The organism is Streptosporangium sp. NPDC048886 (assembly GCF_055586905.1).
In genome coordinates this window covers 133,907-153,386 of record NZ_JBVJHH010000007.1, presented here as the reverse complement: position 1 = coordinate 153,386, position 19,480 = coordinate 133,907, and the positions used below count along the sequence as shown (strand labels likewise).

Below are 19,480 nucleotides of genomic sequence, written 5' to 3'. Positions count from 1 at the left end.
GTGAGAGTTGAACGTGCTGACGGAGTGGACCGCGATCGTCTGCCGCGAGCTGGGTGTCGACCCCGCGCAGGTCGACCGTGACGCGCTGCTGGACCTGACCAAGGAGGTCGCTCACGGGGTGACGCGCCCGGCCGCGCCGCTGACGGCCTATCTGCTGGGTCTGGCCCAGGGGGCGGGCACGGCGCCACCGGACGCGGTGGAGCGGCTGACCGCGCTGGCACGGGAGTGGGAGCGGACGGCGGGCGACAGCTAGGGTCCTGCGGACAGGCGCGGCCGGCGATCCGGGGGAGCTGGAGGCCCTGGCGAGAAGCTGGAGGCCCTGGGAAAAGGGCGACGCCGGGTGGTTACGGGGGCAAACCACCCGGCGCCGCTTCATCGGCGTTCCGACGGGGGCCCGGAACGCCGGCACCAGTGCCCCGACGGGGGACCAGGGCACTTGGCTAAAGCGTACACCTACTACCCCTGAGATGCGTCAAGACTTAGTCACGACCCGATCTCGCGTCGGTGGAGCGGGATCTCGTTCTGGCCGGTTTCCGCCATGTCAGGGGTGTTGATCGGTCCGCGCTGCGGGGCGTTGGCCCCGATGACGGCAATGTATGGTAAAAAGATCGCCCCGGCGAACAGTAGGAGCCGGACGGGCAGCGGAGCCGGCACCGTGAAGGCGAGAATGAGGCAGACGAGCCGGATCCCCATCTTGATGAGATAGTTCTTCTCCCGTTTCCCGATGTCCTCGCTCAGCGACGGCCGGGCATCGGTTACCTGGTGGACCACCCGGCGCTTGTGCCATACCTTCACCACTCCAATTTAGACCTCGGACGGGGCGGGTCCAACTCCGCCCTCGGGCCGGGCCGGACCGCCGATCGGGACGGCGCCGGAGGGCGTGCGATCATGGCCGCCGGGTAAGGATGACGGCATGACGGATCGCACGTATCGGGTGACCGAGATAGTCGGCACCTCGGAGGAGAGTCTTGAGGCGGCCATTCGCAACGGCGTCCGCCGTGCCTCGCAGACCCTGCGTCACCTCGACTGGTTCGAGGTGACCGAGGTCAGGGGGCACATCGTCGACGGCGAGGTCGGCCATTTCCAGGTCGGCATGAAGGTCGGATTCCGCCTGGAGGACGCCTGACCCCGGACGCCTGATCTTGTACGGCGCGGCCCCGGCGGAGCAGACTACGAGGATGGGAGATCTCCACCGCGTCATGGGAGCCGCGCTGGCCGCGGCGCTGCTGCTCGCCGGATGCTCCGCCCCGGCGGGCGGCTCCGCGGCCCCTCCGGCCGCATCCCCACCCGCATCCCCGTCCGCCGGGCCCGTGCGCGGCGGCGCGCTCGACCAGAGCGCCGCCGACGTCCGGCGGACGCTCGGCAGCCTGCGCCGGCTGGACGACCTGCCGCTGTACGAGATGACCTTCCACGGCTCGTACGACCGGGAGGCCGCCGTCAGCGAGGAGGACCTCGCCGGGCGCGCCGACGGCTGGGCCTGCTCCCTGTTCCACCTGGCGGGGGAGCGGCCGCTGTTCGGCCGCAACTTCGACTGGGACCCCAACCCGGCGATGGTCGTGCACGCCGACCCGCCCGACGGCTACGCCTCGGTGTCCACGGCGGACCTGTCCTACGTGCTCGGCAGCTCCGCCGCGCCGGACACGGCCGACCCGGGGGTCCGCCGCAGGCTCGCCCACGCCGTGCTCACCCCCTTCGACGGGGTGAACGAGAAGGGGCTGGCGATCGGCATGGCCGCGGTGCCCGACGGTGAGCTGCCGCCCAGGACCGCCGGCCGCCCGGTCGTCGGCAGCGTGCGGATCATCCGGCTGATGCTGGACAAGGCCGCGACCGTGGACGAGGCGGTGGCGATCATGCGCCGCTACGACATCGACTTCACCGGCAGCCCGCAGATCCACTACCTGCTCGCCGACGCCGGCGGGAAGTCGGCCGTCGTGGAGTTCGCCGGCGGCAGGCTCAACGTCATCGAGGACCGGATCCTGACCAACTTCACCATGACCGGCACCACCGGCGAGCGGCGCATGACCGACACCCGCTACGGCGAGCTCGCCGACGGCCTCCCGGCGGCCAGGACCTGGCAGGACGGGATGGACCTGCTCCAGCGGGTGGCCCAGGGGCACACCCGCTGGTCGGTCGTCTACGACCTCACCGAGGTCACCGCCCGCCTGGTGACGGCCAAGCGCTGGGAGCGGGTGCACACCATCGCGCTCACCCAGCGCTAGCTGGCCTGGCTGACCGTCGACATGTTGAAGTCGGGCACCCGGAGCGGCGGCATGACCGCGCGGGTGAAGTAGTCGTTCCACTCGCGCGGCAGGGTCTGCTCGGCGGCGCCGACCTCGGTGAGGCGGCCCAGCAGGTCCACCGGACTCTCGTTGAAGCGGAAGTTGTTCACCTCGCCGACGACCTCGCCGTTCTCCACCAGATAGACGCCGTCCCGGGTCAGCCCGGTGAGCAGCAGGCTCTGCGGATCGACCTCGCGGATGTACCACAGGCAGGTGAGCAGCAGGCCCCGCTCGGTGGAGGCGATCATCTCCTCCAGCGACCGGCCGCCCGCGGGCCCCTCCAGGATCAGGTTGTCGATCGCCGGGGTCACCGGCAGGCCGGTCAGCTCGGCCGAGTGCCGGGTCTGGATCAGGCTCGCCAGGGCGCCGTCGGCGATCCAGTCGGTGGGCGTCAGCGGCAGGGTGTTGTCGAACACCGACTGCTGCCGGCTGGAGGCGTGCGCGACCACAGCCGGCGCGCACTCGATGCCCGGCGCGGCCGGATCGCTGTACAGGCGGATCGGCAGCGGGGAGAGGGCCTCCCCGACGCGGGTCCCGCCGCCGGGCCTGGAGAAGACCGTGCGGCCCTCCAGGGCGTCCCGGGCGCCGGCCGTCCAGTACAGGTAGATCATCAGGTCGGCCACGGCCGTCGGCGGCAGCAGCGTCTCATACCGTCCGGCCGGCAGGTCGATCCGGTTCTTGGCCCACTCCAGCCGCTGGGCCAGCGAGGCGTCCAGCGCGGCCACGTCCACGTCGGAGAAGTCGCGGGTGGCCACGCCCGTCCACGCCGAGCGCTTCATGTCCGGCGACTTGGCGTTGAGCTCCAGGCGCCCGGTGGGCTGGGTGTGCCGGAGCCGGGCCCCGGCCGAGGTGCCCACGAAGGTGGTGGTGACGATGTGCTCGGCGAAGCCGTACAGCCTGCGCCCGCCCGCCTCGGCCCGGGCGAAGGCCTCGCCCAGGGCGGGGGCGAAGGCGCCGAACACCCCGATGGAGGTGGGCTCGGCGGGCAGGTCCCAGTCCGCCGAGCGGGGGCCCTCGACCAGCGGCCGGGCGTCCTCCGACGGCGTCGCGTCCTCCGCTGCGTGATCGGCCGCGGCGACGACGTCGGCGAGCTGCTCGGGGCGGACCGCCGCCCGCGACACCACGCCGACCCCCCGGCCCACGATCGAGATCACGGTGAGCTGCGAGGAACGGCCCACGCCGTTGGTGGTGAGAGTGTTCCCCGCGAACCGCAGGTTGGCGCTGGAGCCCTCTTCCACGATCACGACGACGTCGTCGGCCGTGGAGAGGTCCAGGGCCTTTTCGATCATCTCCTGAGGGCTCATCCCGCTCCCTTCCCGGCGGCCGGCCGAGGCGCTCGCCGAGATGTCGTTTCCTTCGATCCGCTCGCTCATACGATCTCCCCGCCCGGGGCCCGGAGCCCGCCGCGGACGCCGGCCCGCTCGCCGCGCCCGCTCATTTGCCGCTCTCCTGCAGGGTGTTGAGGATGCGCACGTCGCGGAAGAGCGCCGACGGGCAGCCGTGGCTGACCGGGGCGACCTGGCCGGGCTGGCCCTTGCCGCAGTTGAACGCCCCGCCCAGCACGTAGGTCTGCGGACCGCCGACGGCCGCCATCGACCGCCAGAAGTCGGTGGTGGTGGCCTGGTAGGCGACGTCGCGGACCTGGCCGGCGAGCCTGCCGTTCTCGATCCGGTAGAACCGCTGGCCGGTGAATTGAAAATTGTATCGCTGCATGTCGATGGACCAGCTCTTGTCGCCCACGACGTAGATGCCGCGGTCCACCCCGGAGATCAGCCCCTCGGTGGAGGGGCCGTCGGGCGCCGGCAGCAGTGAGACGTTGGCCATGCGCTGGATCGGCATGTTGCCGGGGGAGTCGGCGAAGGCACAGCCGTTGGAGGCGCCGAGGTCCTTCAGCCGTGCCATCCGCCGGTCGAGCTGGTAGCCGACCAGGACGCCGTCGGAGACGATGTCGAAGCGCTTGGCCGCCACGCCCTCGTCGTCGTAGCCGATCGTGGACAGGCCGTGCTCGGTGGTGCGGTCGCCCACCACGTTCATCACCTGCGAGCCGTAGACCAGCTTGCCGAGCTGGTCGAAGGTGGCGAAGCTGGTGCCGGCGTAGGCGGCCTCGTAGCCGAGGGCCCGGTCCAGCTCGGTGGCGTGCCCGATGGACTCGTGGATCGTCAGCCACAGGTTGGACGGGTCGATGACCAGGTCGTAGCGTCCGGCCTCGACCGACGGCGCCTTCAGCTTCTCCTCCAGCAGTTCGGGGAGGCGGGCGAGCTCGTCGGGGAAGTCCCAGGCGGTGCCGGTGAGGTATTCGTATCCCCGGCCGACCGGCGGGGCCAGCGTGCGCATCGACTCGAAACGCCCGCCGTCGACCTTCATCACCTCCAGCTCCGGGTGCAGCCGCACCCGCTGCTGGGTGGTGGAGGTGCCGGAGGTGTCGGCGTAGAACTTCTGCTCCTTGACCTGCTTCAGCGAGGCCTGGACGTGGTCCACGCGCGGATCCCGCAGCAGGCCGTCCGACCAGCCGGCGAGCAGGGCGACCTTCTCCCGCATCGGCACCTCGAACGGGTCGACCTCGTAGGCCGAGACCCAGGTGACGTCGGAGTGGACCGGCTCGGGGGCCAGCTCGATGGGCTCGCGGTTGACCGCCGCGGAGATGACCGCCACCTCCACCGCCTGCTCGGCGGTCCGCACGGCCGCCTCGGGGGTGAGCTCGATGCCGGAGGCGAACCCCCAGGTGCCGTTCTTGACGACCCGCACGGCGTAGCCGAGGTCGTCGGCGTCGATGGAGCCTTCGAGCGAGGCGTCGGACAGGCGCAGGGTCTCCGAGCGGACGCGCTCGAGCCGGAAGTCGGCGTGCTCGGCGCCGAGGTCGCGGGCGCGTTGCAGGGCCGCGTCCGCCAGCCGCCTCATGGGCAGAGCGAGGAAATCGGGATCGATCTGGCGCATGTCAACGATCCTAGCCCTGTGATCTTGTCCCCCACGGACAAGAGGTTTACCCCCGGGTAGCCGATAGCGTCAGCTCTATGGCTCGATCTGTTCTCGTAACCGGCGGCAACCGCGGCATCGGCCTCGCGATCGCCCGCCAGCTCGCCCAGGCCGGTGACGCCGTCGCCGTGACCTACCGCTCCGGAGAGCCCCCCGAGGGGCTGTTCGGCGTGCGGTGCGATGTGACCAGCACGGCCGACGTCGACGCGGCGTTCGAGAAGGTCGAGGCCGAGCACGGCCCGGTCGAGGTGCTCGTCGCCAACGCGGGCATCACCAAGGACACGCTGCTGCCGATGATGAAGGAGGACGCCTTCACCGACGTCATCGACGCCAACCTGACCGGTGCCTACCGGGTGGCCAAGCGCGCCACGCGCGGCATGCTGCGGCTCAAGCGCGGCCGGATCGTGCTGGTCTCCTCGGTGGTGGCGATGCTCGGCTCGGCCGGGCAGAGCAACTACGCCGCCTCCAAGGCCGGGATGATCGGCTTCGCCCGGTCGGTGGCCCGGGAGCTCGGCTCGCGCGGCATCACGGTCAACGTGGTCTCCCCGGGCTTCGTGGAGACCGACATGACCGCCGCGCTCGACGAGGCGTACCAGGAGCAGATCCGCAAGAACATCCCGCTGGGCCGCTACGCCAGCGCCGACGAGGTCGCGCGCGTGGTCAAGTTCCTGGCGAGCGAGGACGCCGCCTACATCACCGGGGCCGTCATCCCCGTGGACGGCGGCCTGGGAATGGGGCACTGACATGGGAATCCTCGAAGGCAAGCGCATCCTGGTCACCGGCGTCCTGACCGACGCCTCGATCGCCTTCTCCGTCGCCAAGCTGGCCCAGGAGGAGGGCGCGCAGGTCGTGCTGACCGGTTTCGGCCGCCTCAGCCTGGTCGAGCGCATCGCCAAGCGGCTCCCCGAGCCGCCGCCGGTGATCGAGCTGGACGTGCAGAACGTCGAGCACCTCGACTCGCTGGCCGACCGGGTCGGCGAGCACCTGGACGGGCTCGACGGCGTGGTGCACTCCATCGGCTTCGCCCCGCAGAGCTGCCTGGGCGGAAACTTCCTGAACACCTCGTGGGAGGACGTGGCCACCGCCCTGCACGTGTCCACCTACTCGTTCAAGTCGCTGGCCGTCGCCTGCCTGCCGCTGATGAAGGAGGGCGGCGCGGTCGTCGGCCTCGACTTCGACGCCAGCAAGGCCTGGCCCGTCTACGACTGGATGGGCGTGGCCAAGGCCGGCCTGGAGTCGTGCTCCCGCTACCTGGCCCGCGACCTGGGCAAGCACGGCATCCGCGTCAACCTGGTCGCGGCCGGGCCGCTGCGCACGATGGCGGCCAAGAGCATCCCGGGCTTCAAGGAGTTCGAGGACAGCTGGCCGGACAAGGCGCCGCTCGGCTGGGACCTGGGCGACACCGTGCCCGCGGCCAAGGCCTGTCTCGCGCTGATGTCCGACTGGTTCCCGGCCACGACCGGTGAGATCGTCCACGTCGACGGCGGCGTGCACGCGATCGGCGCCTGAGGGACGCGCACGTGCCCGGACGGCCCGGCCGATACGGCTAGGCCGTCCGGTGCCAGCCCATCCGGAGCGGCTCGAACGGCATCGACTCCTCCTCGGCCCGCCTGGCGTACAGCAGGCGGACGGCGAGGATCGCCGCGAGCAGCAGGGCGGTGGTGAGCACGGTGCCCAGCGTGTCGGACGACCGGGTGGGCCTCAGGGCCCGCCCGTCGGTCCTGCGCGTCTGAAGCTCCTGCATGCGCCTCTGGAACTCCTGCATGGCGGGGCGGGGCCACAGCAGCTCGACCCGGGGCGCCTCGGCGTCGACCACGGGCGAGGGCCGGGGGACCACCGGTTCGCCGACGTCGCCGACGTCGGGGACACGCGTGCGGGTCTGCGGCGGGCGCAGCGGCTCCACCGGCAGCGGCACCGCTTTCCGCTCGGCCGGCTCGCTCCTGCCGCTCGGTGAGGGGCTGGGGCTCGGCCGCGCGGGCGGCTGCTCGGTCTTCTCCGCCTTCTCCGGGGCGGAGATCGCCGACGGGCTCGTGCACTCGGGAGAGGCCACCAGCGGCAGGCAGACGTCGTCGAGGGCCTTGGGCAGCAGGCTGTCGTCCGCGGGCCGCTCCGGCGCGGCCGGGGTGCCGGGGGCGGAGGCGGAGGCGGTCGGGGCGGAGGCGGGCGGCGGGGCCTCGGCGTTCTTCACGGACGCCTCCTCCGTCTGCTCGGCGGCGCCGTCCGCCTTGGCGGCCGGGGGCGCCACGGCGTCCGTCACCCCCTCCACGACGTCGCCGACGGTGTCCACGGCCTTGCACAGACCGCCCGTCACCCCGCCGAGCAGCCCGCCGTTGTCGCAGTCCGGTTGCGCGGCGCTCGCGGCCGCGGCCGCGGCCGTGAAGATCCCGCCGCTCAGCGCCAGCGCCAGCGCACCGGCAGAGATCGCAGTTCGCAATTGCCCCCCTTGCCCATCAACGATCGGATCTCGCCGACATCCGGGCGCCCCCTCCCGTCGCTCATTGACAGTTTTGTGGGGAGGCCGGAGTTTTCCAGGTAAAGTTGCGATTCGGTATCGACTAGTGATACGCGAGACGGATTCTCATTCTCTCCGTCTCCCGCCGCGTTCCGCCTGTGCGGGCCGCGACCGCGGGACGTCCGCGCGGGTCTCAGTCCGCGGAGACGTCGTCGAGCGCCTCCCTGATCTCCATCGGCAGGGTGAGGTCCTCGGCCTGGAGCACGCCGGAGAGCTGGGCGTGGGTGCGGGCGCCGACGATCGCCGAGGTCACCCCGGGCTGGTCGCGGACCCAGGACAGGGCGACCGACAGAGGTGAGACGCCCAGCCCCTCGGCCGCGGTCGTCACCGACTCCACGACCCGCCGGCACCTCTCGTCCAGGTAGGGCGTGACGAAGTCGGCGAAGTGCGGGGTCGCGGCCCGCGAGTCGGCGGGGATGCCCGTACGGTATTTGCCGGTCAGCACCCCCCGGCCGAGCGGCGACCAGGCGAGCACCCCGGCGCCGACGTGCTCGGCGGCCGGGACCAGCTCGCGCTCGGCCTCCCTGGCCAGCAGCGAGTATTCGACCTGGGCCGCGACGATCGGCACCCGGCCGGGGACCGCCCGCTGTCCGACGGCGGCCGCCGCGAGCTGCCAGCCGGTGTAGTCGCACACCCCGGCGTAGGCCGCCCGGCCCGAGGACACGATGGCGTCCACCGCGGCCAGGGTCTCCTCCAGGGGGACGTCCGGATCGAAGGCGTGCAGCTGCCACAGCTCCACCTCGTTGACCCCGAGACGGGTCAGCGAGGCGTCGATGGCGGCGATCAGGTGCCTGCGGGAGGCGTCGCGCGGCCGGCGCCCGGCGGGGGTGAGCACGGCCTTGGTCGACAGCACCAGCTCCGAGCGCGGCACCGCGTCGCGGATCAGCCTGCCCAGCAGCCTCTCGGCCTCGCCGCCCGTGTAGACGTCCGCGGTGTCGATGAGGGTGCCGCCGGCCTCGGCGAACGTGCGGAGCTGGGCCGCGGCCTCCTCGGCGCCGGTGTCACGTCCCCATGTCATCGTCCCCAGCCCGAGGCGGGATACCGACAGGCCGCTCCGGCCCACATAGCGCTGCTCCATGATCCGGCCAGGTTACCGGTCGGGCAGTTAAAAGTAGTGGAGTGAAGCCTGCAAGACTTGGCCACGTGACGACCTTGTTGCTGGCCAGACACGGCCTGACCCACCTGACCGGTCCGGTGCTGGCCGGCTGGACCCCGGATGTCCATCTCAGCACGGCGGGCCAGGCGCAGGCGGAGGCGCTGGCCGCGCGGCTGGCGACGCTGGAGCTGGACGCGATCGTCTCCAGCCCGCTGGAGCGCTGCCAGGAGACCGCCCAGGCGATCGCCGACGGCCGGGCGGCGCGGGTGCAGACCGACGAGCGGTTCGGCGAGTGCCGCTACGGCGAGTGGACAGGCCGCCCGCTCGGCGAGCTCGCCAAGGACCCCCTCTGGAAGGTCGTGCAGACCCATCCGAGCGCCGTGACCTTCCCCGGGGGAGAATCCCTGCCCGCCGTCCAGCACCGGGCGGTGACCGCCGTCAGGGAGTGGAACGAGCGCCTGGGCCCGGAGGCGGTCTATCTCGTCTGCAGCCACGGAGACGTGATCAAGGCCATCGTGGCCGACGCGATGGGGCTCCATCTGGACCAGTTCCAGCGGATAGCGGCCGATCCCGCCTCGCTCACCGCGATCCGCTACACCCCCTTGCGCCCCTTCGTGCTCAGGCTCAACGACGTCGGCGGAGATGTGACAGGACTGCGTCCCCCGGAGGGTTCGGAGGATGGGGACGGGGGAGAAAATCTCACCGGGAGCGATGCCGCAGTCGGCGGCGGAGCCGGGACCACGTAAGGTCGGGCTATGCCGGTCTTCGACTATGACCCACCCGAGAGGTTTGTGGCCGGTGCCGTTGGGCAACCGGGATCACGAGCCTTCTTCCTGCAGGCCCGGGGACAGGGCCGGTTGACCACCGTGGGGCTGGAGAAGTTCCAGGTCGCCGCGCTGGCCGACCGGCTGGACGAGCTCCTCGACGAGGTCCTGCGGCGCAGCGGCGGGACCGCCCAGGTCCCGGCCGCCGCCCCGGCCGGGCTGACCGACAACGGCCCGCTCGACGTGCCGATCAGCGAGGACTTCAAAGTCGGCACGATGGCCCTGGCCTGGGACGCCGACACCGCGCAGGTGGTGATCGAGGCCCAGGAGATCGTCGCCGAGGACGAGGAGTTCGAGGAGTCCTCGCTGGCCGGGCTCACCGAGGCCGCCGAGCCCGCGGTGCTGCGCGTGCACATCAGTCCCGGCGCGGCCCGGGCCTTCACCAAACGCGCCATGGCCCTCGTCGCGGCGGGCCGTCCACCCTGTCCGCTCTGCGGTCAGCCGCTCGATGCCGACGGGCATATCTGCGTGCGTCTCAATGGTTACCGGGGTAGTAGCGCTTCATCGGTTGAGGGAGGCGAATGAGTGCCGAAAGCGAGCCCACGCTGAGCGCGGCGCCCGCAAGGGGGTTGGACGACGAGACCGCTCTGCGTCTGCTCCGCGACGGTCGGCTGGAGGTCGAGGGCCGGCTGATCGAGGCGAGCAACATGACGCTCTACTGTTCCGTACGGCTCGGCGGGCACGTGGCGGCCTGCGTCTACAAACCCGTACGCGGGGAGCGCCCGCTCTGGGACTTCCCCGACGGCACCCTGGCCGCCCGGGAGGTGGCCGCCTTCGAGGTCTCGGCGGCGACCGGCTGGCGGATCGTCCCGCCGACCGTCTACCGCGACGGCCCCTTCGGCCCCGGCATGTGCCAGCTCTGGATCGACACCGACCCGGAGGTCGACCTGATGGCGCTCATCCGCAGCCGGCTGCCCGCGCTGCGCCGGATGGCCGTCTTCGACGCCGTCGTCAACAACGCCGACCGCAAGGGCGGCCATCTGCTCCCGCTGGTCGACGGCCACATCCACGGAGTCGACCACGGAGTCTCCTTCTCCGCCGACGACAAGCTCCGCACCGTGCTCTGGCAGTGGCGCGGCAAGCCCCTGTCCCGGGAGGCCATGAACGTCCTGGCCCGCCTTGAGCGGGACCTGGAGCAGGGGCGCCTGGGCCGCCGGCTCCGCGAGCTGCTCACCCTGGCCGAGGTCGAGGCCACCTGGTCCCGGGTCCGCAGGCTGCTCGACACCGGCCTGCACCCGCTGCCCTCCCAGGACTGGCCCGCGATCCCCTGGCCCCCGATCTGAGGCGGTCCCCGGCGGGGGCGTACCCTGCCGGGCATGTGCACGGTTGTCGTCAGCATCGATCCGAGCGCCGAGATCCCCCTGATCCTCGTCGGGGTGCGCGATGAGTTCACCACCCGGCCCTGGCTCCCTCCGGCCGAGCACTGGCCGGGCCTGATCGGCGGGCGCGACCTCCAGGCGGGAGGCACCTGGTTGGCCGTCGACCCCGCGGCCAGGCGGGTGGGCGCGCTGCTCAACGGCCGCGGCCTGCTCGCGCCGGAGGACACGCGCCGTTCCCGGGGCGAGCTGCCGCTGCGGGCGGCGGCCGCAGGCCGCCTGCCGGACCTGGACCTGACCCGCTACGACCCCTTCCACCTGGTCCTGGCCGACCCCGGTGGGGCCCGGGTGTGGCACTGGAACGGGACGGCACTGGGGATGGACGAGCTCCCCGCCGGGACCCACATGATCGTCAACAGCGGCTGGGAGCAGGGCGACGACAACGAGCGCGTCGCGTTCTTCCGCCCTCTCTTCGCCAAGGCCGGCCGTCCCCCGGCCCTCGACGCCCCCTGGGGGGAGTGGCGGGAGCTCGCGACCGGGGCGGGCCTGCCCCCCGAGGATCCCCGCACCATGATCATTCATCAGGAGCTGCCCGACGGGCGGGCCTACGGCTCCCTGTCGGTCACCCTGCTGGCGCTGGCCGCCGGCGGGGTCCGCTACGACTTCACCGATGATCCACGCGATCCGGCGGCCTTCCGTCGCGTCCTGCCGGAATGACGGGCCGAGCTCCGGCGGTTGACATGAGTGCCCCGTGTCCCCACCGCCCCGGGCTGATCGGGGCGGTCCGTCTGCTGGATAGGCTCAATACATGAGATCGTGGTCTGCGCCGAAGGTCCCTCGGCTCCCTGGTGTTGGTGCTCCGCTGCGGTTGTTCGACACCGCCGCAGGAGAGGTCGGCCCCACCCAGCCCGGCCCCACGGCGCGGCTGTACGTCTGCGGCATCACGCCCTACGACGCCACCCATCTGGGGCACGCCAACACCTACCTCGCCTTCGACCTGGTCAACCGGGTCTGGCAGGACGCCGGTCACGACGTCCACTTCACCCAGAACACCACCGACGTGGACGATCCGCTCCTGGAACGTGCCGAACAGACCGGGCAGGACTGGCGGGATCTCGCCGAGCGGGAGATCGAGCTGTTCCGCACCGACATGGAGGCGCTGCGGATCCTCCCCCCGCGCGAATACGTCGGCGTCACCGAGGTGATCGACCAGGTCGCCGAGCTGATCGAGCTCCTGCGCGAGAAGGGGGCCACCTACGTCCTCGACGGAGACGTCTACTTCGACGTCTCCGCGGCGCCGAAGTTCGGCGCCGTCTCGGGATACTCCGAGGAGCGGATGATCGACCTGGCCGGCCAGCGCGGCGGCGACCCCGACAGGCCCGGCAAGAAGCACCCGCTCGACTGGGTGCTCTGGCGCGCCGAGCGTCCCGGTGAGCCGTCCTGGCCCTCGCCGTTCGGCCCGGGCAGGCCCGGCTGGCACATCGAGTGCACCGCGATCGCGCTGGCCAACCTGGGCAGCGGGTTCGACGTCGCGGGCGGCGGCTCCGACCTGATCTTCCCCCACCACGAGTGCGGCGCCCACGAGGGCCACGTCGCCTGCAACGAGTGGCCCTTCGCCAGGGCCTACGTGCACGCGGGCATGGTCGCCCTCGACGGCGAGAAGATGTCCAAGTCCAAGGGCAACCTGGTCTTCGTCTCCCGGCTCCGCCAGGAGACCGACCCGATGGCCATCCGGCTGTCCCTGCTGGCGCACCACTACCGCAGCGACTGGGAGTGGACCGCCGACCAGCTCGCCTCCGCCGAAGCACGGCTGGCGCGCTGGCGCGCCGCCACCGGCCTGCCGGCCGGCCCGGAGGCGGAGACCGTGCTCGCGGAGATCCGCGCCCGCATGACCGACGACCTGGACACCCCCGGAGCGCTCGCGGTCGTCGACGCCTGGGCCGACCGGGCGCTGGCCGGGGGCGGCGCCGAGCCCGGGGCGCCCGCGCTCGTGACGGACATCGTGGACGCGCTGCTCGGCGTCAGGCTCTGACGCCGCTCCCGCGGCGACGGCCGGGCGCCCGCCGGCGACGGAGGGCGCCCGGAGACGGGAGCCCCCGGCCCGGCGGCCTTGCCCGGGCCAGGGCGGGGGCGGGGCGGAAAAGATCGGTAAAAAAATCCGGGCCCGCACCGCTGGAGCGGTACGGGCCCGGATGGAAGCCTTTTAGAACAGGTCAGATGACCTGAACCTGGTCGGCCTGCGGGCCCTTCTGGCCCTGCGTGGTGGTGAAACTGACACGCTGGTTCTCCTCCAGGGTGCGGTAACCACCGGAGTTGATCGCCGAGTAGTGCACGAAGACATCGGCGCTGCCGTCATCCGGCGCGATGAACCCGAAGCCCTTTTCGGCGTTGAACCACTTAACAGTGCCCTCAGACAAAACTACTTCTCCTCATTGGGAGCCTCACCGAACCATCAGGTCGACGGTCCGGGGCTGCGTTGCGGACCCTACCAAGCATCCGCGGAAACCATCCGGAGAAACTGTAACGCCCGCTGTCGGCGGTCTTCCTGTGAGCGCCTGTGATGACAGGCACCATCGAGAACTTCGACTGCAACTATCAAAGGCTACAGGTCAGCGGCATGATGGGCAAATGTCTCGGCGGCGGGTCGGCGCGCGGGGCCGGCGGCGCCGGTCAGGAGGGGACGGCCTGCAGGAATCGCTCGCGCTCGTCGGCGGGGAGACGGTCGGCGAACAGGACTCCGTCGAGGTGGTCGGCCTCATGTTGGAGGACCCGGGCGAGCATGCCCAGGGCGCGGATGGTGACGGGCCTGCCGAACATGTCGCGGCCGCGGGCGGTGACCATGTAGGAGCGTTCCAGCGGCCACCACAGGCCGGGCGCCGACAGGCAGGCCTCGTCGGCCACGACCGTCCGCTCCGAGAGCTCCAGGCGCGGGTTGATCAGATGGCCCGACCTGCCCTCCACCCCGTAGACGAGGACGCGCAGCGGGACGCCGATCTGCGGGGCGGCCAGCCCCGCGCGGCCGGCTCCGGCGTGCATGGTCGCCTGGAGGGACTTGACCAGGCCGCGCAGCTCGCGGTCGAAGGCGGTCACGGGTTCGGCTACGGTCCGTAGCACTGGATCTGCGAAGGGTCGGATCGGCTGGACGGCCACACGCACTCCCCGAGGCGACGGACTGACACGCACACGATTCCCATTGTCGCATTGCCTCAACCGTGACCGGCGGGATCGGCAGGTTTCCAGGACGTTACGCATGTGCGGCCTGTGCATTGCATATTTCGGAGGTTAGTCACACGTAACCCGTGCACCATCACAGAGCGTGAATGTGCGTAACGCCTCACTTCTAGGTTTTCGAAGACCTTCCTTTTTTGAAGACCCAGGAGGAACGATGGCGAAGCGCTGGATCAGCGAGTGGCGGCCCGACGACCCGGCATTCTGGGACCGGGAAGGGCGGAAGATCGCCCGGCGTAACCTGATCTTCTCGGTCTTCGCCGAGCATCTCGGCTTCACCCTCTGGACGGTGTGGAGCATCGTGGCCGTGCAGCTCGGCTCCTACGAGTTCTCCACCGACCAGCTCTTCTGGATCGTCTCGCTGCCCAATCTGATCGGCTCGGCGCTGCGCATCCCCTACACCTTCGCCCCGGCCAGGTTCGGCGGCCGGAACTTCACCGTGATCAGCGCGCTGCTCCTGCTCGTCCCCGCGGTGCTGCTGGCCGTGGCGGTGAGCGACCCGGGCACGCCGTACTGGGTGTTCCTGCTGATCGCCGCCACCGCCGGCCTGGGCGGCGGCAACTTCGCCTCCAGCATGGCCAACATCACCTACTTCTACCCCCAGTCCAGGCAGGGGGCGGCGCTCGGCCTCAACGCGGCCGGCGGCAACATCGGCGTCAGCTCCGTCCAGCTCGTCATGCCACTGGTGATCGGCGCCTTCGGGCTGGCCGCCGCCGGGCTGTTCTGGATCCCGTTCATCGTGGCCGCCGCGGCCGGCGCCTACTTCTTCATGGACAACCTGACCTCCGCCAAGGCCAGCCCGAGGGACCAGCTGAAGATCGCCGGACGGGCCCAGACCTGGATCATGTCGGTCCTCTACATCGGCACCTTCGGCTCCTTCATCGGCTACTCCACCGCCTTCCCGCTGCTCATCAAGAGCCAGTTCCCCGAGCAGACCTCCCTGATCGGGCTGGCCTTCGTCGGCCCGCTCCTCGGCTCGCTGATCCGCCCGGTCGGAGGCTGGCTGTCCGACCAGCTCGGCGGGGCCCGGGTGACGCTCGTCAACTTCGCCGCCATGGCGGGCGCGGCGGCGCTGGTCTGGCAGGGCGTGGCCCAGCACGGCTTCGGGCTCTTCTTCGGGGCCTACATGCTCCTGATCGCCACCACCGGCGTCGGCAACGGCTCCACCTACCGGATGATCCCGGCCATCTTCCGGGCCAAGGCCACCGCGGGGATCGCCCCCGGCACGCCCGCCTACGACAGCGCCCTGGCCGCCGGCAAGCGCGACGCCTCCGCCGCGGTCGGGATCATCTCCGCCGTCGGCGCGTTCGGAGGCTTCTTCATCAACCGGGGGTTCGGCAGCTCCATCGCCGCCACCGGGGGCGCGGGCGCCGCGCTGGCCGCCTTCGCCGGCTTCTACGCGATGTGCGCGCTGGTGACGTGGGTCTGCTACCTGCGGACCGCCGGCCCGGTGCCGGGCCTGGCGGCCGCCCGCGTCTGAACGGCTCACATCCGGCTCGTCGCGAATGTGAACGTCGTTAGCGGCTTGTAGCACACCGGTAACAGAGGGGACCCAGCGGTGAAACCGCTCGAAAGCACCATCGGACATGTGCCGATCTCACTTCCCACCCAGCCGCCTGTGAAGGCGGGGGCGGCGACCCACTGCCCCTACTGCGCCCTGCAGTGCGGCATGAACGTGGCCGCCGGAGAGACTGTCACGATCACTCCGAGGGAGGACATCCCCGCCAACGCGGGCGGCCTGTGCCAGAAGGGCTGGACCGCCGGTGAGCTGCTGACCGGCGGCGAGCGGCTCACCACCCCGCTCCTGTACGGCGAGCCGGTCGGCTGGGACGAGGCGCTCGACTTCGTCGCCGCCCGGATCCGCGCCGTCCAGGGAGAGCACGGCCCCGACGGCGTGGCCGTGTTCGGAGGGGGCGGGCTCACCAACGAGAAGGCCTACCAGCTCGGCAAGTTCGCCCGGATGGTGCTGCGGACCAGCCAGATCGACTACAACGGCCGGTTCTGCATGTCCTCGGCCGCCGCCGCCGCCAACCGGGCCTTCGGCATGGACCGCGGCCTGCCCTTCCCGATCACCGACCTCGCCGGGGCCGACGCGATCCTGATCGCGGGCGGCAACGTGGCCGAGACCATGCCGCCGTTCGTCCGCCACCTGCAGGCGATGCGCGACCGGGGCGGCCGGCTGATCGTCATCGACCCCAGGGCCACCGCGACCGTGCGGCAGGCCGACCTCCACCTCCAGCCGACCCCCGGCACCGATCTGGCGCTCGCCCTGGGCCTGCTGCACATCGTGATCGCCGAGGGGCACGTGGACGAGGACTACGTGGCCGGCCGCACCAGCGGGTTCGACGCGGTCCGCACCTCGGTCGCCGCCTGGTGGCCCGAGCGGGTGGAGCGGATCACCGGCGTCCCGGTCGCCCGGATGCGCCTGGCCGCGGAGATCCTCGCCGCCGCCGGCCGCGCGGTGATCCTCACCGGCCGCGGCGCCGAGCAGCACGCCAAGGGCACCGACACGGTGAGCGCGTTCATCAACCTCGCGCTCGCCCTCGGGCTGCCGGGCCGTGCGGGGTCCGGCTACGGCTGCGTCACCGGGCAGGGCAACGGGCAGGGCGGCCGCGAGCACGGCCAGAAGGCCGACCAGCTCCCGGGATACCGCAAGATCGACGACCCCGCCGCGCGCGCCCACGTGGCCGCCGTGTGGGGGATCGAGCCCGAGGACCTGCCCGGGCCGGGCCGCTCCGCCTACGAGCTGCTCGACGCGCTCGGGGCCGGCGGCGGCCCGCGGGCGCTGCTGCTGTTCGGCTCCAACCCGGTGGTCTCCGCCCCCCGGGCCGGCCACATCGCCGGGCGGCTGCGCTCGCTGGACCTGCTCGTGGTCTCCGACCTCGTCATGTCGGAGACGGCCGCGCTGGCCGACGTCGTGCTGCCCACGACCCAGTGGGCCGAGGAGAGCGGCACGATGACCAACCTCGAAGGCCGGGTGCTGCTGCGCCGCCAGGCCACCGACCCGCCCGAGGGCGTCCGCAGCGACCTGGAGATCCTCCGGGGCCTGGCCGTACGGCTGCGCGGCGCGCAGGGGTTCCCGACCGACCCGCGCGAGGTCTTCGACGAGCTGCGGCGGGCCTCCGCCGGGGGCGTCGCCGACTACGCGGGCATCACCTACGAGCGGATCGCCGCCGAGACCGGCGTGTTCTGGCCCTGCCCGGCCGAGGACCACCCCGGCACCCCCCGGCCCTTCCTGGACCGTTTCGCCACCCCCGACGGCCGCGCCAGGTTCGTGCCCGTCGAGCACCGCCCGCCCGAGGAGGACATCGACCGCGAATACCCCCTCTACCTGACGACCGGCCGGGTGCTCGCGCACTACCAGAGCGGCGCCCAGACCCGGCGGATCCCCGCCCTGAACGCGGTGGTCCCGGAGGTCTTCGTGGAGCTCCACCCCGATCTCGCCGAGCATCTGGAGGTGGCGCCGGGCGAGCGGCTGCGGGTCGTCGGCCGCCGGGGCACGGCGGAGGGCGTGGCCCGGGTCAACCCGGCGATCCGGCCGGACAGCGTGTTCATGCCCTTCCACTGGGCCGGGGCCAATCTGCTCACCAACCCCGCGCTCGACCCTGTGTCGAGAATGCCGGAGTTCAAGGTCTGCGCCGTGAAGCTGGAGCGTGTCGGATGACCCGGTTGGTGATCGTGGGGAACGGGATGGCGGGGGCCCGCCTCGTCAGCGAGGTCCGCGCCCGGGACAAGGACGTCAGGGTGACCGTGTTCGGCGCCGAGACGTGGCAGCCCTACAACCGGGTGCTGCTGTCGAACGTGGTGGCCGGGACGATGCTGCCGGACCAGGTGCGGCTGCTGGACCCGGCCTGGTACGGCGACCATTCGGTGACGGCCCTGCTCGGCGTCGAGGTGACCGCGGTCGACCGGGACACCCAGGCCGTGCTCACCGCGGACGGCAGGCGCGAGCCGTACGACGTGCTGGTGCTGGCGACCGGTAGCGACGCCGTGGTGCCGCCGGTGCCCGGGGCGGACCGGGCGACGGCGTTCCGGACGATGGACGACTGCCGGGCGATCCTCGCCGCGGCCGGCGCGGCACAGCGCGCCGTGGTGGTCGGCGGCGGTCTGCTCGGCATCGAGGCGGCCCGCGGCCTGGCCGGGCGCGGGCTGCCGGTCACGCTGCTCCACCTGGCCGGGCACCTGATGGACCGGCAGCTCGACGCCGAGGCGGGACTGCTGCTGGGGGAGACCCTCGTGGAGCTGGGCGTGGAGGTGCGGACCGGCGTGGTCGTGGAGGAGATCCTCGACGACGGCGTACGGCTCGCCGCGGGCGAGCGGGTCGAGGCGGACCTGGTGGTGCTGGCCTGTGGGGTCCGGCCGGTGACGGGGTTGGCCAGGGACGCGGGGCTGGAGGTGCGGCGCGGGATCGTCGTCGACGACGAGATGCGGACCGACGACCCGTCGATCTTCGCGATCGGTGAGTGCGCCGAGCACGACGGCACGGTCTACGGCCTGGTGGCTCCCGCCTGGGAGCAGGCCGCCGTGGTCGCCGACCTGGTCACCGGGGCGGACAAGACCTCCCGGTACCGGGGGTCGCGGCTGGTGACCCGGTTGAAGGCCAAGAGCGTGGAGCTGGCGGCGATGGGCGAGACCCAGTTGACCGAGGACGAAGCCGAGGTGGTGCGCTTCAGTCACCGGGCGCGGGGCACCTACCGCAAGCTCGTCATCCGCGACGGCCGTCTGGTCGGCGCGATCCTCCTCGGCGAGACGGCCGCGGTGGGCACTGTCACCCAGCTCTTCGACCGGGGCTCCCCGGTCCCCGCGGACCCGGCCGGGCTGCTGTTCCCCGGCCTGTCCGGCAGCACGGTCGCCGAGAGCCCGGTCAGGATGCCGGACGCGGCGAAGGTCTGCCAGTGCAACAACGTGACCAAGGGACAGATCCGGGCCTGCTGGGAGTCCGGCGCCCGGGACGTGGAGGCGGTGGCCGCCGCCACGCGTGCCACGACCGGCTGCGGCGGCTGCCGCGACGCGGTCGAGGGCATCGTCGGCTGGCTGTGCGAGCAGGAGGGCGTCTCGGTATGACGGAGCGGCGAGCCGACGCAGTGAGTGGAGTGTCCCGCGAGGAACGAGCGGGCCGCGGAGCGAATGAGGAGGGGAGCGCGACCGGATGGCGAGAGCGGCGAGCCGACGCAGTGAGTGGAGTGTCCCGCGAGGAACGAGCGGGCCGCGGAGCGAATGAGGAGGGGAGCGCGACCGGATGGCGAGAGCGC

The 19,480-nt window shown here is 71.9% G+C and carries 20 protein-coding genes; 13 read left to right on the top strand and 7 right to left on the bottom strand.

All coding sequences use genetic code 11. The features are described from left to right. Positions 1 to 13: 13 nt before the first annotated feature. Positions 14 to 253: a DUF6457 domain-containing protein gene (locus ACZ6R6_RS10770; RefSeq protein ID WP_470092349.1), complete on the top strand. Its 240-nt coding sequence runs from the start codon at positions 14 to 16 to the stop codon at positions 251 to 253. Between the two features lie 230 nt (positions 254 to 483). On the opposite strand, the gene ACZ6R6_RS10765 is transcribed toward ACZ6R6_RS10770, so the two are convergent. Continuing rightward, complete coding sequence (locus ACZ6R6_RS10765; protein WP_470092125.1) at positions 484 to 795, bottom strand: DUF3099 domain-containing protein; 312 nt, start codon at positions 793 to 795, stop codon at positions 484 to 486. Positions 796 to 913: 118 nt separating this feature from the next. On the opposite strand from ACZ6R6_RS10765, the gene ACZ6R6_RS10760 reads away from it, so the two are divergent. Then, the gene (locus ACZ6R6_RS10760; RefSeq protein ID WP_470092123.1) at positions 914 to 1,126 is read left to right on the top strand and encodes a dodecin; all 213 of its coding nucleotides are present in this window, start codon (positions 914 to 916) and stop codon (positions 1,124 to 1,126) included. Positions 1,127 to 1,178: 52 nt separating this feature from the next. Then, positions 1,179 to 2,219 carry a carcinine hydrolase/isopenicillin-N N-acyltransferase family protein gene (locus ACZ6R6_RS10755; RefSeq protein ID WP_470092121.1) on the top strand — a complete coding sequence of 347 codons (1,041 nt, stop codon included), beginning with the start codon at positions 1,179 to 1,181 and terminating at the stop codon, positions 2,217 to 2,219. Here ACZ6R6_RS10755 and ACZ6R6_RS10750 read toward each other — a convergent pair. Together ACZ6R6_RS10750 and ACZ6R6_RS10745 are read right to left on the bottom strand one after the other, a co-directional pair. Beyond that, entirely contained in the window at positions 2,216 to 3,583 is a 1,368-nt protein-coding gene (locus ACZ6R6_RS10750; RefSeq protein WP_470092347.1) for a metallopeptidase TldD-related protein, read from the bottom strand. The two genes, ACZ6R6_RS10755 and ACZ6R6_RS10750, sit on opposite strands and share 4 nt — an antisense overlap. A 130-nt stretch (positions 3,584 to 3,713) precedes the next feature. Next, positions 3,714 to 5,213: a TldD/PmbA family protein gene (locus ACZ6R6_RS10745; RefSeq protein WP_470092119.1), complete on the bottom strand. Its 1,500-nt coding sequence runs from the start codon at positions 5,211 to 5,213 to the stop codon at positions 3,714 to 3,716. Positions 5,214 to 5,290: 77 nt separating this feature from the next. Between ACZ6R6_RS10745 and ACZ6R6_RS10740 the strand changes: the two genes are divergently transcribed. Then, positions 5,291 to 5,995 (top strand): beta-ketoacyl-ACP reductase, encoded by a 705-nt coding sequence (locus ACZ6R6_RS10740; protein WP_306868987.1) that lies wholly within the window; start codon positions 5,291 to 5,293, stop codon positions 5,993 to 5,995. Between the two features lies 1 nt (position 5,996). Further along, positions 5,997 to 6,761 carry an enoyl-ACP reductase FabI gene (fabI, locus tag ACZ6R6_RS10735; RefSeq protein ID WP_470092117.1) on the top strand — a complete coding sequence of 255 codons (765 nt, stop codon included), beginning with the start codon at positions 5,997 to 5,999 and terminating at the stop codon, positions 6,759 to 6,761. 37 nt (positions 6,762 to 6,798) lie between these two features. On the opposite strand, the gene ACZ6R6_RS10730 is transcribed toward fabI, so the two are convergent. Next, positions 6,799 to 7,686, bottom strand: a complete 888-nt coding sequence (locus ACZ6R6_RS10730; RefSeq protein ID WP_470092115.1) for a hypothetical protein — start codon at positions 7,684 to 7,686, stop codon at positions 6,799 to 6,801. 211 nt (positions 7,687 to 7,897) lie between these two features. Beyond that, positions 7,898 to 8,842, bottom strand: coding sequence for an aldo/keto reductase (locus tag ACZ6R6_RS10725; RefSeq protein ID WP_306868997.1), 945 nt, complete (start codon positions 8,840 to 8,842; stop codon positions 7,898 to 7,900). Positions 8,843 to 8,907: 65 nt separating this feature from the next. On the opposite strand from ACZ6R6_RS10725, the gene ACZ6R6_RS10720 reads away from it, so the two are divergent. From ACZ6R6_RS10720 to mshC, 5 genes are all read left to right on the top strand, one after another. Continuing rightward, complete coding sequence (locus tag ACZ6R6_RS10720; protein ID WP_451931943.1) at positions 8,908 to 9,606, top strand: histidine phosphatase family protein; 699 nt, start codon at positions 8,908 to 8,910, stop codon at positions 9,604 to 9,606. A 9-nt stretch (positions 9,607 to 9,615) separates the two neighbouring features. Next, positions 9,616 to 10,209, top strand: coding sequence for a DUF3090 domain-containing protein (locus ACZ6R6_RS10715; RefSeq protein ID WP_470092112.1), 594 nt, complete (start codon positions 9,616 to 9,618; stop codon positions 10,207 to 10,209). Next, the gene (locus ACZ6R6_RS10710) at positions 10,206 to 10,967 is read left to right on the top strand and encodes an SCO1664 family protein (protein ID WP_306869005.1); all 762 of its coding nucleotides are present in this window, start codon (positions 10,206 to 10,208) and stop codon (positions 10,965 to 10,967) included. The genes ACZ6R6_RS10715 and ACZ6R6_RS10710 overlap by 4 nt, the downstream gene beginning before the upstream one ends. Positions 10,968 to 11,000: 33 nt before the next feature. After that, positions 11,001 to 11,717 (top strand): NRDE family protein, encoded by a 717-nt coding sequence (locus ACZ6R6_RS10705; RefSeq protein ID WP_470092110.1) that lies wholly within the window; start codon positions 11,001 to 11,003, stop codon positions 11,715 to 11,717. A 91-nt stretch (positions 11,718 to 11,808) separates the two neighbouring features. Beyond that, the gene (gene mshC / locus ACZ6R6_RS10700) at positions 11,809 to 13,032 is read left to right on the top strand and encodes a cysteine--1-D-myo-inosityl 2-amino-2-deoxy-alpha-D-glucopyranoside ligase (RefSeq protein ID WP_470092108.1); all 1,224 of its coding nucleotides are present in this window, start codon (positions 11,809 to 11,811) and stop codon (positions 13,030 to 13,032) included. 181 nt (positions 13,033 to 13,213) lie between these two features. On the opposite strand, the gene ACZ6R6_RS10695 is transcribed toward mshC, so the two are convergent. Both ACZ6R6_RS10695 and def read right to left on the bottom strand, forming a co-directional pair. Then, positions 13,214 to 13,417: a cold-shock protein gene (locus ACZ6R6_RS10695; protein WP_306869021.1), complete on the bottom strand. Its 204-nt coding sequence runs from the start codon at positions 13,415 to 13,417 to the stop codon at positions 13,214 to 13,216. Positions 13,418 to 13,670: 253 nt separating this feature from the next. Further along, positions 13,671 to 14,150 carry a peptide deformylase gene (def, locus tag ACZ6R6_RS10690; RefSeq protein ID WP_470092106.1) on the bottom strand — a complete coding sequence of 160 codons (480 nt, stop codon included), beginning with the start codon at positions 14,148 to 14,150 and terminating at the stop codon, positions 13,671 to 13,673. Between the two features lie 235 nt (positions 14,151 to 14,385). On the opposite strand from def, the gene ACZ6R6_RS10685 reads away from it, so the two are divergent. The 3 genes from ACZ6R6_RS10685 (at position 14,386) to ACZ6R6_RS10675 (ending at position 19,292) form a co-directional block, all read left to right on the top strand. Then, a complete protein-coding gene (locus ACZ6R6_RS10685; protein WP_470092104.1) occupies positions 14,386 to 15,708 on the top strand; it encodes an MFS transporter in 1,323 nt (440 codons plus the stop codon). A 108-nt stretch (positions 15,709 to 15,816) separates the two neighbouring features. Further along, a complete protein-coding gene (locus ACZ6R6_RS10680) occupies positions 15,817 to 17,892 on the top strand; it encodes a molybdopterin oxidoreductase family protein (protein ID WP_470092102.1) in 2,076 nt (691 codons plus the stop codon). After that, positions 17,889 to 19,292 carry an FAD-dependent oxidoreductase gene (locus tag ACZ6R6_RS10675; protein WP_470092100.1) on the top strand — a complete coding sequence of 468 codons (1,404 nt, stop codon included), beginning with the start codon at positions 17,889 to 17,891 and terminating at the stop codon, positions 19,290 to 19,292. The genes ACZ6R6_RS10680 and ACZ6R6_RS10675 overlap by 4 nt, the downstream gene beginning before the upstream one ends. Positions 19,293 to 19,480: the final 188 nt, after the last annotated feature.

Excerpts from the sequence above, each read along its gene's own strand:
- ACZ6R6_RS10705 (WP_470092110.1), top strand. The coding sequence starts at position 11,001 with ATGTGCACGGTTGTCGTCAGCATCGATCCGAGCGCCGAGATCCCCCTG.
- ACZ6R6_RS10750 (WP_470092347.1), bottom strand. The coding sequence starts at position 3,583 with ATGAGCCCTCAGGAGATGATCGAAAAGGCCCTGGACCTCTCCACGGCC.
- ACZ6R6_RS10715 (WP_470092112.1), top strand. The coding sequence starts at position 9,616 with ATGCCGGTCTTCGACTATGACCCACCCGAGAGGTTTGTGGCCGGTGCC.
- ACZ6R6_RS10760 (WP_470092123.1), top strand. The coding sequence starts at position 914 with ATGACGGATCGCACGTATCGGGTGACCGAGATAGTCGGCACCTCGGAG.
- fabI (WP_470092117.1), top strand. The coding sequence starts at position 5,997 with ATGGGAATCCTCGAAGGCAAGCGCATCCTGGTCACCGGCGTCCTGACC.
- ACZ6R6_RS10685 (WP_470092104.1), top strand. The coding sequence starts at position 14,386 with ATGGCGAAGCGCTGGATCAGCGAGTGGCGGCCCGACGACCCGGCATTC.
- ACZ6R6_RS10745 (WP_470092119.1), bottom strand. The coding sequence starts at position 5,213 with ATGCGCCAGATCGATCCCGATTTCCTCGCTCTGCCCATGAGGCGGCTG.
- ACZ6R6_RS10740 (WP_306868987.1), top strand. The coding sequence starts at position 5,291 with ATGGCTCGATCTGTTCTCGTAACCGGCGGCAACCGCGGCATCGGCCTC.
- ACZ6R6_RS10725 (WP_306868997.1), bottom strand. The coding sequence starts at position 8,842 with ATGGAGCAGCGCTATGTGGGCCGGAGCGGCCTGTCGGTATCCCGCCTC.
- ACZ6R6_RS10755 (WP_470092121.1), top strand. The coding sequence starts at position 1,179 with ATGGGAGATCTCCACCGCGTCATGGGAGCCGCGCTGGCCGCGGCGCTG.
- ACZ6R6_RS10710 (WP_306869005.1), top strand. The coding sequence starts at position 10,206 with ATGAGTGCCGAAAGCGAGCCCACGCTGAGCGCGGCGCCCGCAAGGGGG.
- ACZ6R6_RS10675 (WP_470092100.1), top strand. The coding sequence starts at position 17,889 with ATGACCCGGTTGGTGATCGTGGGGAACGGGATGGCGGGGGCCCGCCTC.
- mshC (WP_470092108.1), top strand. The coding sequence starts at position 11,809 with ATGAGATCGTGGTCTGCGCCGAAGGTCCCTCGGCTCCCTGGTGTTGGT.